Source organism: Rhizobium sp. CIAT894, assembly GCF_000172795.2.
Classification (GTDB): Bacteria; Pseudomonadota; Alphaproteobacteria; order Rhizobiales; family Rhizobiaceae; genus Rhizobium.
This window is the reverse complement of the sequence record NZ_CP020952.1, coordinates 189143-202493: the sequence shown is the minus strand read 5'-3', so window position 1 is coordinate 202493 and position 13351 is coordinate 189143. Positions and strand designations below refer to the sequence as shown.

The window sequence follows — 13351 nt, the reverse complement described above, 5'->3', positions numbered from 1 at the left end:
CGTTAATTAAGGATATTGCAAGCTGCTTCAAATTTGCGCTTAAATTCGGCCGCGCAGATGAAAGTTTGACTGCTAAATGGGTGACAAAATGAGCGAAAATTCAGCAAGCGATGAAATCACGCTTGATCGTACCGACAAGGCGATCCTGAGGCTGCTGCAGCAAGACAACAAAATGTCCCAACGCAAGATTGCCGAGCTGGTCAATCTTTCGGCACCAGCCGTGCAGCGGCGGATCAAGCGTTTAGAGGAAACGGGCGTTATTCAGGCGAACGTCGCCATCGTCGATCCGGCAAAGGTTGGTCAGCCGATCATTCTCTTTGCTCAAGTCGCCATGGAGAGCGAGCGGACGGATCTCTATGAGATGGCAAAGCGTTCCTTTGTGGCCGCGCCCGAAGTGCAGCAATGCTACTATGTCACTGGTGAAGCCGACTTCATGCTGGTGATTTCAGTCAGATCCATGAGCGACTACGAAGCCCTCACCCGTCGCCTGTTTTTCGAAAACAACAATGTGAAGCACTTCCGGACGTTCGTTGCGATGGACCGGGTCAAAGTCGGACTGTCGATTCCTTTGGGTTGACGCGCCTCGCAAGTCTCATTCGTTCGAAGGCCTTGAATGATACAAAGTTGCAAAACGATCCCGATAAACAGCCCAAATTGATGACGTTTCGGACTATCTTGCCGCGACTTTAGCAATCTTGCGGGGAGCCACGCGCCGATGAACAGCCTTTCCATCAATGACGAGCGACTGCTCCGTTGCCTTCGCAGCCTTGGCGCGATTGGCCGCGACGCGGAAGGCAGGCTCGTTCGCCTTGCCGCTTCCGATACTGAAAAATTGGGCCGCGATCAGTTTGTCGAATGGCTCAAGGAAGCTGGTATCGAGGTCGCAGTCGACCGCATCGGCAACATCTTCGGTATCTGGCGGCCAGACGGCGTTGTCGACGACGCTCCACTGATGCTCGGATCCCACATCGATACCGTGATCAACGCTGGCATCTACGACGGTTGTTATGGCGTCATCTCCGGCCTGGAAGTTATTGCAACCCTCAAAGAGGGTGGTTTTCAACCGTCGAGACCAATCGTTGTGGCCGCATTCACGAACGAAGAAGGCGTGCGCTACGCTCCCGACATGATGGGCTCACTTGTCTATGCCGGAGGCCTCGGCATCGAAGAGGCCTTGGCAAGCGTTGGCACCGATGGCTCGGTGCTCGGAGAGGAACTGGCCCGGATCGGCTATGCGGGTGAGAACGAGCCGGGCTTCCTGAAGCCCCGTGCCTATATCGAACTTCATATTGAGCAGGGTCCGGTTCTCGAGCGGGAAGGCATTCCTTTGGGCGCCGTCCAAAATCTGCAAGGGATCTCTTGGCAGAAGGTGACCGTCGAAGGTGATGCCAACCACGCCGGCACCACTCCGATCTCTATGCGGCGAGATGCGGGATATGCCGCCGCGCGCGTGATCACATTCCTGCGCGACCGTGCGAAAGCATCCAACACGCCAACCGTGGCCACGGTCGGATGTATCGAATTCGAGCCGAACGCTATCAACGTCATCCCTTCCCGCGCGACGTTCACAGTGGATCTCCGGGATCCCGATGAGGATCGGCTGAAGCAGGAGGAAGCAGCCTTAGCCGTGTTCCTGGAAACGCTCTCCCGGGAAGAACAGGTCACCATCGGTGTCGAGCGAATGGCTAGGTTTAAACCAGTTGAGTTCGACGAGGGCATTGTGAGGGCCATTGAGAGCTGTGCCGCAGCCCGAGGGCTGGCGCACAAGCGTATGACATCCGGAGCGGGTCACGATGCGCAGATGATCGCCCGCATTGCGCCGGCGGCCATGATCTTCGTGCCGAGCAGGAATGGCATCAGCCACAATCCAAAGGAATTCACATCAGATAAGGATCTTGTGGCAGGTGCGAACATTCTTTTGGATGTCGTTCGGACGCTCACCTCTGAGGCATAAAGGAGGGCCTCGGACATTGGCAGCCATCGTCGCCGTCAACAGCCGCATGCCCGGCTCCCATAACGCGGCTATGCGGGCGCTCCCTCAAAATGCGCTGACGGTGAGCGCAGCGGAGAATATGAAGAGAGTTGCGGAACTAAATCGCCGGGCAAACAAGGGTATCTGTTTTTCACCTCCCAGAACGATCCTGCCCATCGATAGCCAGACGGCGGAGGCGAGAAACACCATGGAGGCGAGAACGGCGACAATGGCTATCGATGATGCCTGCTGCGCGGGAGGGATTATTGTCAGCCCGATTATGACCCCCTTGGGATTCAACAGGGTCGTCACGGCCAGCTGCCGTATTCTTACGACCGTGACGGGGCTCGATCCGACACCCCAGAGCCGGAGCGCGAGGTAGAAAACCCAGGTCGCCGAAGCAAGTTTGACGGCCTGCGAAATCGCGGGATGATCACGGAGAATGGGAGAGGCTAGACCGGAGACCGAAAGAACAATCGCAAGATAGGCGAAGACGACCGTTGCAAGAAGCACGATCGCCCGCCTGGAGGTCAGCCCCTGAGATGCGATCGCCAATATCGCATTGGTTGGTCCGGGCAAAATGAGAAGCGTGAAAACGCTCGCCGCAAAAGGAAGAAGATGCACTGTTATAAGTCCTTCGGTTCCTGCATTCCTGACACGGCCGGTCTGACGAGTCGTTGATAAAGATCATTTTCAGCTGGAACATTCTCCGTTGCCTGCCGTTTAATCGAGTCAAACTTGAGGTTTCTCCATGCCTCGCATGATCAGCTTCATGCTCACTCGATTGGCCACGGGCTTCGCAATTGGATGCGTTGTGGGGTTCGTGGTTTGGCGGAACGGCTTTTTGCCCTTCGGCTCCGCGGCAGGGGAGGTTCAGCACTATATCGCCCAGGGTTTGTTCATCTATCTCTTCGCGAGCACGATAGGCATGGGCTATCTCGCCACAGCTCTTCTGCTGGAAGTGGAGTAGTCCCGTTTTTCATCGAAGTCGTGACCTATAGAAAGAGCGGGCAAACACCGAGTGCGACGCTTCGGGCGGATTTCACACCTGTGCTTCGGCCATGATCATGTTCCGCATCTTGCCCCTGTATTCTCAGGCCACCATCCTTGCCAGCGCACAGCGCGACCAGAGCGAATGCAGGGCGTCGACGAGATGGGCGATATCTGCGTCGGAATGCAGCGGCGTCGGCGTGATGCGCAGCCGCTCGGTCTTCTTCGGCACGGTGGGATAGTTGATCGGCTGGACATAGACGCCGCAATTGTCGAGCAAGAGGTCGGAGATCCACTTGCACTTGGCCGCATCGCCGACCAGCACCGGCACGATATGGCTCGGATTGGGCATATGAGGAATGCCGTTCTGATCGAGCAGCGCGCGGAGTTTGCGGACGCGATCCTGATGGCGGGCGCGCTCGAACTGGCTGACCTTCAGGTGCTGGATCGAGGCCACCGCACCGGCGGCAAGCGCCGGCGGCAGCGCGGTGGTGAAGATGAAGCCGGAGGCGAACGAGCGGATGAAATCGCACAGGGCCGTCGAAGCGGCGATATAACCGCCCATCACCCCGAAAGCCTTGCCGAGCGTGCCTTCGATGACCGTCAGCCGGTGCATCAGCCCTTCGCGCTCGGCAATGCCGCCGCCGCGCGGGCCGTACATGCCGACGCCGTGGACTTCGTCGAGATAGGTCATCGCGCCGTATTTGTCGGCGAGATCGCAGATCTCCCTGATCGGGGCGATGTCGCCGTCCATCGAATAGACGCTCTCGAAGGCGATCAGCTTCGGCGCCTTCGGATCGGCGGCTTTGAGCTTGGCTTCGAGATCGGCGACGTCGTTATGCTTCCAGATCACCTTGTCGCACTTGGCGTAGCGGATGCCCTCGATCATCGAGGCATGGTTCAGCGCATCGGAGAAAATGATCAGGCCGGGAATTTTGGCGCCGAGCGTGCCGAGAGCCGCCCAGTTGGAGACATAACCCGAGGTGAAGATCAATGCCGATTCCTTGCCGTGCAGATCGGCAAGCTCACGTTCGAGCAGGACGTGGTAGTGGTTGGTGCCAGAAATATTCCGGGTGCCTCCCGCACCCGCGCCACAGTGGTCGATGGCGGCTTTCATCGCCTCGATCACCTTCGGGTTCTGGCCCATGCCGAGATAGTCGTTGGAGCACCAGACCGTGACTTCCTTCTCACCATCGGCGGTGTGACGCGTCGCGCGGGGAAAATGGCCGCGGTGACGTTCGAGATCGGCAAAAACGCGGTAACGGCCCTCGGCATGAAGCCCGCCCAGTTCGTTTTTGAAAAATGCTTCGAAATCCATCATATGCTCCTTCTGCATGCCCAAGCGATACATCCGGACGGCGTCCGCGTATTTGATCTTCGTCAAGTTCGGCAAGGAGGCCGCGACCGCCCATTCCACGCCGCGATCCATCGAACCGCGACTTCATTGCTTTCAATCAAAGAAGAAACCGGCGGGCGGGCTAAGGTCGGCGCGCGAGTCGGGAGTTTCCGTGTCAAGCAGGGAAGTTGACAGATGGCTTGCCCGATCTGGAAGATCGAGCAAGCCTCCTCGTCACGTTAGAATATTTCCGTTTTTCTTCGAATCACGAAAATGCCCTATCTCTTGTTTCACGCACTTCCTGGCAAAAGCGCTTCGCGCTATGCCTAGCAAAACCGCGCTGCACACTTTTGCTGGAATTGCTCCAGCCGGATGACGGCGCGCCAATGCGGCCAAGCCTTAATCCTGGCTGCGAGCAGCCGATACGTGCAATTGATCCCGATAGCCGGCAATTCCCCCCAAGCCTTCGACCAGGACCTTGATGGCCTTGCGCTTCAGCTCGGATTCCACCTGGCCGTCAACAGTCACCTGCCCGTTCCTGACGGAGACCTGCACTCGTTGAGAGGTGAGGCCGAGGTCAGATCTCAGCCTGGTGCGCACCGCCAGCCTGATCGCCTCGTCCCCTCGCGGCAAGGCGGTCGCCGGCGCTTCGGCGATGACCCGCAGAATATCCCTCCGGCTGACGATCCCGACCAGACGTCCGTCTTCGACGATCGGCAAGCGTTTGATACGATGTGCCTGCAGGCTTTCGGCGATATCGGACACTTCGCTGTCCGGCCGCGCGACGATCACATCCTGGGACATGACATCGGTGACACACCAACCGTTGCTGCAGATGTAACGTTCGAGATCGATCTCGGAGATGAGCTCCGGCGCCCGCGCAGGGCGGGGCGTGAGCCGGACTTCCCGGCGCAGAAGCAGATCGCCCTCCGTGACCATGCCGCAAACGCGTCCCCGATCGTCGACGACCGGAAGACCGCTGACATGGTTCTGCAGCATCATCGCAACCGCATGGCGCACGCTGACCGCCGGGCTGATCGCAACCACCTTTGTGGTCATTATATCCCTTGCCTGCATGGTCGCCGTCTCCCTGGTCGCGGTTATTGTGGGAATATGCTAAAGGCCGACCGGATACACCGCTTTGATCTTCGTCAAACGTCCTGATCGCCGGCCAACACATCCGGTCCACGATAGGATGGCATCGCTCATTGCGTCGCTTGGGCTCCCTGCCCCTCCCCTTGAGCCTCCTTCCACAGCCCCTGCTGCTTCAGCCGGTCGGCGACATCCTTCGGCATGTAGGTCTCGTCATGCTTGGCAAGCACGGTATCGGCAACGAAGACATTCGTGCCTGGTGTAAACATGCCCTCGGTGACAACCCCCTGCCCCTCGCGGAAGAGATCGGGGAGGATGCCGGTATATTGAACCTTCACGGCATTGGCGCTGCCGTCGGTGACGGCAAATTCCACCGTCGAGCCGGTGCCGCGCACGACGCTGCCCTCGCCGACCAGGCCGCCGAGCCGGATGCGGGTGTCCGGCGCCACCGGCGTCTTTGCGAGATCGGCCGGCATGTAGAAATAGGCGACCGACTGGCTGAAGGCGAACATAACCAGCAGCACGGCGGCGGCGATGAAGCCCATGCCGCCTGCTATCACCGCCAACCGCTTCTGCTTGCGCGTCATTTCGGATCTCCTGTAGCTGTCATGGGAAGGTCAGCATGCCTTGCGAAGCTGATCGACGCTGTCGACGAGAACGACCTTGCCCCTGATTTCGACTCCTGCGGGAACCAGCGCGGCGAACGCCCGCGAGAGGGCCTCGGGGGCAAGTCCCAGTTTGCCGGCCAGAATCCTCTTTCGGTAGGGAAGGCGGAAAGTAACCTGCGAGGCGGACGCCGGGCATCGGCTCATGAGGTAATTCGCAACGCGTTGCGCGGCCGTGTGCAGCCGGTCTCCCGCAATGCAATCCATTGCGCCGAGCAGATATCGAGCCATGATGCGCATGACGTTTCGATGCATGATGGGGTGCCGTTCGGCAAGTGCCCGCAAGTCCGCAAGTTCGAACAAGGCGACCTCGGCCCCATCGGCAGACCACGCGCTATAGGCATAAGAGCCGCCGCCCGAGAGAAGATATTCGCCGAAGGTGTCGCCCGGCTCACATACGTAGATATCTGCCTCGCGCCCGGCGGATTCCGATTTGGAAAGCCGCACGAACCCGCCGATGACGCAATAGACGAATGACGCCTCCTGGCCTTCGGCGACGATCCGCTCGTCGGGAGCGAAGGTGCGAAGCTCGGCCGTGGCGGCGAGTTGCTGCATGATCGCCTGGTCCAGGCCGTCGAACAGGTCAGACTGCAAAAGCACGGAATTTTTCGCAGGCATCGATCTTCCTTTCGTGTTGGGCCTGTGTGTGATCAAGGTTTATTCCCGTCGGCTTCGTCTTCGCCGAGAATGCGCCAGGCGGCTCCCTCAAGATCGTCGTACTGGCCGCTCTTCAGCGACCAGAGGAAAGCCAGGAGCCCCATGCCTCCCATCAGAAGCGCGATCGGTATGAGATAGATCAGCATGTTCATGCGGTTTTCACCTCCGCTTGCCCGCCGGCCCGCTCCGCAGTCGGGATGCCGGGACGTTTGGCGAATGCGTTAAGGCGCAGCGCATTCGTGACGACGATGATCGACGATGTCGACATGGCCACCGCAGCGATGAGCGGTGTCGCCAGCCCGGCGATTGCGATGGGCACCGCCAGGACGTTGTAGCCGATGGCAAGCGCGAAGTTCTGCCGGATGAGGCTGGCGGACCGCCGCGCGACTACGATCGCTTCAGGAACGGCGTCGAGGCGGTCGTTGAAGAAGACCAGGTCGGCTGCCTGCCGGCCGATATCGGACGCCGTGGCGGGCGCCATCGAGACATGCGCGGCGGCAAGTGCGGGAGCATCATTGATGCCGTCGCCGACCATGAGCACGCGATGGCCTTGATCGCTCAATCTCTGGCATTCCTCGACCTTCTGCTTCGGCGTCAGGGTGCCCAGGGCACTGTCGATGCCGAGAGCATGCGCGGTATTGTCGACGACGGTCTGCCGGTCGCCGGATACCATCACCGTTTCAAGGCCGGCCGCATTGAGCTGGGCGATGGTCTCGGCAGCACCCGGGCGAAGCGTGTCGTTGAAAAAGAAACGGGCAAGAACGACCCCGTTTTTCGACAGGACCACTTCCGAAAACGGAGTGTCAGTGACACTAGTCACGAAGCCAGTTCCGCTGGCGAACGTCGCATTGCCCAGCCGATAGACATCCCTTCCCTTTTCAGCCTCCAGCCCGCCGCCTGGAATTTCCGTGACGCCGTCGAAGGACGGGAGATGGGCGAGTTCGGTGTCCCGCACCAGCGCCTGGGAAAGCGGATGGCGCGAATGCGCGGCCAACCCGCGAGCGATGGCGGCACTGCCCTCTTCGATCGTCTCGATCCCGACGAGGCGCGGCATGCCCATCGTCAGGGTGCCGGTCTTGTCGAAGGCGACGCTATCCGCCTCGGCCAGCCGTTCCAGCGCCGAACCGTCCTTGACCATGATGCCTTTGCGGAAAAGCTCGCCCGCGGCAACGACCTGAACCACTGGCACGGCAAGGCCCAGTGCGCATGGGCAGGTGATGATCAGCACCGCGACTGCAACCAGCATGGCATGTTTCCAGTCTCCGCCGAGGAAGCCCCATGCGAGGAATGAAATGAGCGCCAACAGATGCACCGCCGGAGAATAGAGTGCTGCCGCACGATCGGCGATCCGGCGATAGCGCGCTCTTCCGCCTTCGGCAGCTTCCATCAGGCCGATGATCTCCGAGAGAAGCGAGTTCCTGGCAATCCTCGTCGCCTTGAAGACCAGCGAGCCGGTCAGGTTCATCGCACCCGAGTTTACCTCGCTGCCGGCTGCGACCGCGACCGGGCTGCTCTCGCCCGTGACGATGGAGAGGTCCACATCGCTTTCTCCGCTGACGACGACGCCGTCGACAGGAATGCGCTCGCCCGCGGCGATCGAGATCTCGTCGCCGACAGCGATCTCTTCCACCGCGATGTATCGCCGCGATCCGTCCGGCATCATCAGTAGCGCCCCGCGCGGGGCGAGCCTCGCCAGCCCGTTGATCGCCGCGCGCGCCTTTTCGCGCATGATATGATCGAGAGTTCGGCCGATCAGCAGAAAGAACAGCAAGGAAACCGAAGCGTCGAACCACGCATGTTCGCCGTGGTGAGCCGTCTCCCACAAGGAGACGGCATAGGAGAGTGTGACGGCAAGCGAGATCGGAACGTCCATGTTGGTGCGTCCGCGCTTCAGCACGTTCCAAGCCGAATTGAAGAAGAAACGCCCCGCATAGACCAGCGCGGGCGCCGCAATCATCGCCGAGATCCAGTGAAACATGTCGCGTGTCGCAGCATCGGCGCCCGACCAGACCGATACCGAGAGCAGCATGATATTGGCGGCCGCGAAACCGGAAACGCCGACCGCCAGGAGAAGCTGGTTTCTGGTCCTGTCGCTTTCGGGGGCCGAGAGCGTGAACAGGTGCGCGCGATATCCCACGGCGTTGATCGCCGCGAGGATTTCGGACGGATCGGTCGCGCGCTCATCGAGCTCTTCCTGATAGACGCAGCTTACCCTTCGCGCGGTCAGATTGACCCGCGCTTTCCGGACGAAGGCAAGCGCCGACAGCGCTCTTTCGATGGTCGAGATGCAGGCGCCGCAATGGACGTCGGGGACGCTGAGATCGAGCTGGCGCAACCCTGCGCCGAGTGGGTGGCTGGCAAGGCGGGCTTCCTCGGCGCTGGACGAGGTCGCGCTGAGGGCGAGCACGCTTTCGGTGTCCATGGAACAGCAGCTCATTGGCCGAACTCCGCGGTATCGAAGCGTTTGGCTTCGTGCATGACGACGACGCCGTCCTTTCTCGAGATGATCTCGACGATCCAGTCGCCCTTGGCGACCGTATGCTCGGCTTCGAAACGCCCCTCGCCCGTCTTCCCGAGCGTGAGGTGGAAGTCCTCGTGGTCTCCGACCGGCCGTTTGAAATTCAGCACGACATCGTCGACAATCGCGGGCGCCCCGCCCTTGTCGTGGATGTCGTAGCGAATCTCGCGCCCCTTGATGGAAAGGTCGCCCTCAATGCCGGAGGCGCTCATCGCCTTCATCGCTGCCGCGTTGCGGTTGAATTCCTGGCTGGCGACATAGGTGTTTTCCACGACGAGGCCGCTCCAGCTGGAGGAGGCGTAGACGGCCATCGTGACGTTTACGGCGATCACCACGGCGAAGAATGCCGACGTCGCGAGCAACATGTGCAGGCCTGTGAAACCTTGAGCAGAAGCCTTCATTTGACGTCTCCCGGTGCATTGAACGCCGCCCGATAGGTCGCCCGGTCGGTACGGTCCGTATCTTCGATGACGAAGAGGAATTCGTTGATTTCGGCTCCGTCAGGCTTTCGCGTCACGAAGACCTTGAGCGTCGTGGCCGCGTCGGGTTCGGCATGGACGGTAAAGCTGCGGCCATCTTCCTTGCCGAGCTCGGAAATGCGCATCGTCGCTCCCTCCAACCCGACCAGAGTAATGTTCACATCCCTCGGCGTCGGCACCATGTTCAGGACACGCAGCGTGTAGCCGTTGCGGATCGAACCGTCGCTTTCGAGGACATATTGCGGGTTCCGGTCGTGGACGACATTGAGTTCGAGGCGCTCGCGGAAGGCGAGATGGACGACCATGGCAATGCCGATCGATGCCCAGACGACGGCGTAAAAGACGATTCTCGGACGAAAGATGATGCGCCAGTCGAAGTGCCGGACCGCGGAAACGAAACTTCCATCCTCGTTTCTGACCCTGGATGGTTGGATCGGCGTTGTTCCCGCGTCTGTCGCAAGCGACATATTGCTCGAATATTCACTGAGCGTCGCATAGGCGATCAGGCCGCGGGGCTTGCCGAGCTTGTCCATCACGCCGTCGCAGGCGTCGATGCAGAGAGCGCATGTGATGCACTCCATCTGCTGCCCGTCGCGAATGTCGATCCCCATCGGACAGACGGCCACGCAGGCATTGCAATCCACGCAATCCCCGACCGGCAGGCCCTGTGCCTGGGTCTTCTTTGCATGGCGCGACCGCTGCTCGCCCCGCCAGTCGTTGTAGGTGACGACGAGAGAGTTCTCGTCAAGCATCGCACCCTGGATACGCGGCCAAGGGCACATATAGGTGCACACCTGCTCGCGCATGAGGCCGCCGAGCACGTAGGTGGTCGCGGTCAATGTGGCGACCGTAGCATAGGCGACTGCGGGAGCCGCGCCGGTGAACAGCGAAACGGCCAGGCTCGGTGCATCGGCAAAATAGAAGATCCACGCGCCGCCGGTGGCAACGCCGATCACGAGCCAGATCGAATGCTTGATCACGCGTTTCCTCAACTTGTCGAAGCTGAAGGGAGCGGCATCAAGTTTCATGCGCGCATTGCGGTCGCCTTCGATCGCCCGTTCGACGACAAGGAAGAGATCGACCCAGACGGTCTGCGGACAGGCATAGCCGCACCATGCGCGTCCGACCGCCGAGGTGACGAGAAACAGGCCGAAACCTGCCATCACAAGGAGGCCCGCGACGTAGTAGAATTCCTGAGGCCAGATTTCGATGAAGAAAAAGAAGAAACGCCGCGACGAGAGATCGATGAGGATCGCCTGGTCGGGTGCGTAGGGGCCGCGATCCCAGCGGATCCACGGTGCAAGGTAGTAGATGCCGAGCGTGATCAGCATTACGATCCACTTGAACCGGCGGAATCGCCCCTCGGCGCGCTTGGGAAAAATCTTCTTCCGAGGCGCATAAAGAGGCTGCCGGTTGCGGCGTGCATTGACCGGCTCGACGCTGACCCGCTCGATGTCATTGGGATCTGGTGCGGTATAGAGATTCATGGGACCTGTCCGGTTTCGCCTGTTCTTCTCCCACCTGCGGCGCATCCGTTCCTTGATGCAGATCAAGAAAGAACGCCTTCCCGGGGGAGACCTCTGCGGAAAATGAAAAAAGCCACGCCCCGGGGTGAGGGCGTGGCCTGGAGGAACTGCGGAGGAGAGCACCGCTGGGACGTCCTCGACAAATCCAGAACTAGCGGCTCGTCCTGTCGTGATCTTTGAGGCAGGTCAAACTGACGATCGAATTGCCGATCTTTGCCGGGTCGTCCTGTTCGGAAGATGATGGTATCGCCTTGGCGCGCGCCGACACGCGTGACCGGATGACGGCGCGCGGCGTGCCGTAGAGGCCGAGGATCGGATTGTGGTCATGAGCTGTCATGGCTTGTCCCTCACGTGCCGCCGCCAAGCGAATGGACGAAGACGGTGAGTTCCTTGACCGTCGTATCGCCGAGGCGCCCTGCCCAGGCCGGCATGACGCCATGCTTGGGAGAGGCCACCTGGCGAGCGATGGCGTCTTCGCCGCGCGCCTTCAGCCAGATCGCGTCGGCGAGATCCGGCGCGCCCATTTCCACCTTCCCCTTAGCGTCCTCGCCGTGGCATGCGGCGCAGTTGTCGAGGAAGACCTGCTTTCCCGCCGCCGCGAGAGCAGGATCAGAGGCTGTATTGGTCAGTCCCCAAACATAAGCGGCGACCTGTTTCATCTGGATAGGCTCCAGGACATCGGTAAAGGCCGGCATCTCGGAAGCGTGCGTTTCGGCATCCGAATCGAAGCGTATCCCGTGCGCGATCGTCGTCTGGATGGCATCGAGATCCCCGCCCCATAGCCAGTCGTCATCGTTGAGGTTCGGAAATCCAGGGCCGCCGCTGGCGCCCGACCCATGGCACTGCGCGCAGTTCACCTTGAAAGCGGATGCACCGCCGGCAATGGCGAATTCCCGAAGAACAGGATCGGTGTCGATCTCCTCAACCGTCTTGGCGGCAATCAGATCATGGAACTTCGTCTGGGATGCCTTGGCGAGATCGAGATCCTGCTGCAGCTCGGCGCGCGTCGAGTAGCCGAAATAACCTTTCGTGGCGGACGTGATCATCGGAATGGCCGGATAGGCGATGGCATAGCCGATCGCCCACAGGATCGTTACGTAGAATGTCCAGACCCACCAGCGCGGCATGGGGTTGTTGAGTTCGCGGATGCCGTCCCATTCATGTCCGGTCGTTTCGACGCCGCTCAATTCATCGATATGTTTTTCCGACATCTCAGTCATCCTTCAAGGGAATATCGGCAGCCTCTTTCGCGGTCTGCTTGCTGCCCGGGCGAAGCGTGAACACGACCGCGCCGACGAAGAATGCCGTCATTGCCAGAAGGCCCCAGCTGTCGGCGAAGTGTCTCATTGCAGTGTAGGTTTCCATGGATCACCTCAGCGGTAGCCGGTCGCGTCGTCATAGGTCGAGAAATCGACCAGCGTGCCGAGCATCTGCAGGTAGGACACCAGGGCGTCCATTTCGGTCAGCTTGGCCGGATCGCCGTCGAAGTCGCCGACCTTCGCTTTCGGGTAGCGCGCAAGCAGCGCCGTCGTATCCGCATTCGGATCGGCCTGGGCCTTCATGTCGGCTTCCGCATTCGCCAGCATGTCGTCGTTGTAGGGCACGCCCACATCCTCATTGGCCTTGAGGTCCATGCCGATATCCTTAACCGTGACCTCCTGCTCCTTGAGGAAGGCGTAGCTCGGCATGATCGATTCCGGCACGACAGCCCTGGGGTTTGCGAGATGCTGGACATGCCATTCGTTCGAATAGCGTCCGCCGACGCGGGCGAGATCCGGGCCAGTCCGCTTGGACCCCCACTGGAAGGGGTGGTCGTACATGGACTCGGCTGCGAGCGAATAATGGCCGTAACGCTCCACCTCGTCGCGGAAAGGTCTGATCATCTGGCTGTGGCAGAGATAGCAGCCTTCGCGGATGTAGATGTTTCGTCCGGCGAGCTCGAGCGGCGTGTAGGGCCGCATGCCTTCGACCTTCTCGATCGTGTTCTGCAGGTAGAAGAGCGGGGCGATTTCGACGATGCCGCCGATGCTCACGACCAGCAGTGAGCCGACGAGAAGAAGCGTCGCGTTCTTCTCGAGGATCTGGTGTTTATCAAGTATCGATGCCATGTCTCACC

16 protein-coding genes are annotated in these 13351 nt (G+C 60.4%); 3 read left to right on the top strand and 13 right to left on the bottom strand.

Annotation, left to right across the window (positions count from 1 at the left end):
• Positions 1-88: 88 nt before the first annotated feature.
• Positions 89-577: an Lrp/AsnC family transcriptional regulator gene (locus RHEC894_RS29860; RefSeq protein WP_085740635.1), complete on the top strand. Its 489-nt coding sequence runs from the start codon at positions 89-91 to the stop codon at positions 575-577.
• 138 nt (positions 578-715) lie between these two features.
• Positions 716-1954 (top strand): Zn-dependent hydrolase, encoded by a 1239-nt coding sequence (locus RHEC894_RS29855; protein WP_085740285.1) that lies wholly within the window; start codon positions 716-718, stop codon positions 1952-1954.
• Positions 1955-2038: 84 nt separating this feature from the next.
• Here the strand turns inward: RHEC894_RS29855 and RHEC894_RS29850 are convergent, their stop codons facing one another.
• The gene (locus tag RHEC894_RS29850) at positions 2039-2596 is read right to left on the bottom strand and encodes a threonine transporter RhtB (RefSeq protein ID WP_085740284.1); all 558 of its coding nucleotides are present in this window, start codon (positions 2594-2596) and stop codon (positions 2039-2041) included.
• A gap of 127 nt (positions 2597-2723) precedes the next feature.
• Between RHEC894_RS29850 and RHEC894_RS29845 the strand changes: the two genes are divergently transcribed.
• Entirely contained in the window at positions 2724-2942 is a 219-nt protein-coding gene (locus RHEC894_RS29845) for a hypothetical protein (RefSeq protein ID WP_085740283.1), read from the top strand.
• Positions 2943-3065: 123 nt separating this feature from the next.
• Here the strand turns inward: RHEC894_RS29845 and hemA are convergent, their stop codons facing one another.
• From hemA to ccoO, 12 genes are all read right to left on the bottom strand, one after another.
• Entirely contained in the window at positions 3066-4280 is a 1215-nt protein-coding gene (gene hemA, locus RHEC894_RS29840; protein ID WP_085740634.1) for a 5-aminolevulinate synthase, read from the bottom strand.
• Positions 4281-4697: 417 nt separating this feature from the next.
• A complete protein-coding gene (locus tag RHEC894_RS29835; RefSeq protein WP_085740282.1) occupies positions 4698-5375 on the bottom strand; it encodes a CBS domain-containing protein in 678 nt (225 codons plus the stop codon).
• A 128-nt stretch (positions 5376-5503) separates the two neighbouring features.
• A complete protein-coding gene (gene ccmE / locus RHEC894_RS29830) occupies positions 5504-5977 on the bottom strand; it encodes a cytochrome c maturation protein CcmE (RefSeq protein WP_010010410.1) in 474 nt (157 codons plus the stop codon).
• 30 nt (positions 5978-6007) lie between these two features.
• Entirely contained in the window at positions 6008-6673 is a 666-nt protein-coding gene (locus tag RHEC894_RS29825; RefSeq protein ID WP_085740281.1) for a Crp/Fnr family transcriptional regulator, read from the bottom strand.
• A 32-nt stretch (positions 6674-6705) separates the two neighbouring features.
• Positions 6706-6864 (bottom strand): cbb3-type cytochrome oxidase assembly protein CcoS, encoded by a 159-nt coding sequence (gene ccoS, locus RHEC894_RS29820; RefSeq protein ID WP_049732167.1) that lies wholly within the window; start codon positions 6862-6864, stop codon positions 6706-6708.
• Entirely contained in the window at positions 6861-9149 is a 2289-nt protein-coding gene (locus RHEC894_RS29815; RefSeq protein ID WP_085740280.1) for a cation-translocating P-type ATPase, read from the bottom strand. Before RHEC894_RS29815 ends, ccoS begins: the two co-directional genes overlap by 4 nt.
• Positions 9146-9631, bottom strand: a complete 486-nt coding sequence (locus tag RHEC894_RS29810) for a FixH family protein (RefSeq protein ID WP_085740279.1) — start codon at positions 9629-9631, stop codon at positions 9146-9148. The genes RHEC894_RS29815 and RHEC894_RS29810 overlap by 4 nt, the downstream gene beginning before the upstream one ends.
• Complete coding sequence (gene ccoG, locus RHEC894_RS29805) at positions 9628-11196, bottom strand: cytochrome c oxidase accessory protein CcoG (protein WP_085740278.1); 1569 nt, start codon at positions 11194-11196, stop codon at positions 9628-9630. Before ccoG ends, RHEC894_RS29810 begins: the two co-directional genes overlap by 4 nt.
• A gap of 190 nt (positions 11197-11386) precedes the next feature.
• On the bottom strand, positions 11387-11572 hold the full coding sequence (locus RHEC894_RS29800; protein WP_003568506.1) for a hypothetical protein: 186 nt from the start codon (positions 11570-11572) through the stop codon (positions 11387-11389).
• A 10-nt stretch (positions 11573-11582) separates the two neighbouring features.
• On the bottom strand, positions 11583-12446 hold the full coding sequence (ccoP, locus tag RHEC894_RS29795; protein ID WP_010067379.1) for a cytochrome-c oxidase, cbb3-type subunit III: 864 nt from the start codon (positions 12444-12446) through the stop codon (positions 11583-11585).
• A gap of 1 nt (position 12447) precedes the next feature.
• Positions 12448-12600, bottom strand: a complete 153-nt coding sequence (locus tag RHEC894_RS29790) for a cbb3-type cytochrome c oxidase subunit 3 (protein WP_010067378.1) — start codon at positions 12598-12600, stop codon at positions 12448-12450.
• Positions 12601-12608: 8 nt separating this feature from the next.
• Positions 12609-13343, bottom strand: a complete 735-nt coding sequence (ccoO, locus tag RHEC894_RS29785; RefSeq protein ID WP_085740277.1) for a cytochrome-c oxidase, cbb3-type subunit II — start codon at positions 13341-13343, stop codon at positions 12609-12611.
• Positions 13344-13351: the final 8 nt, after the last annotated feature.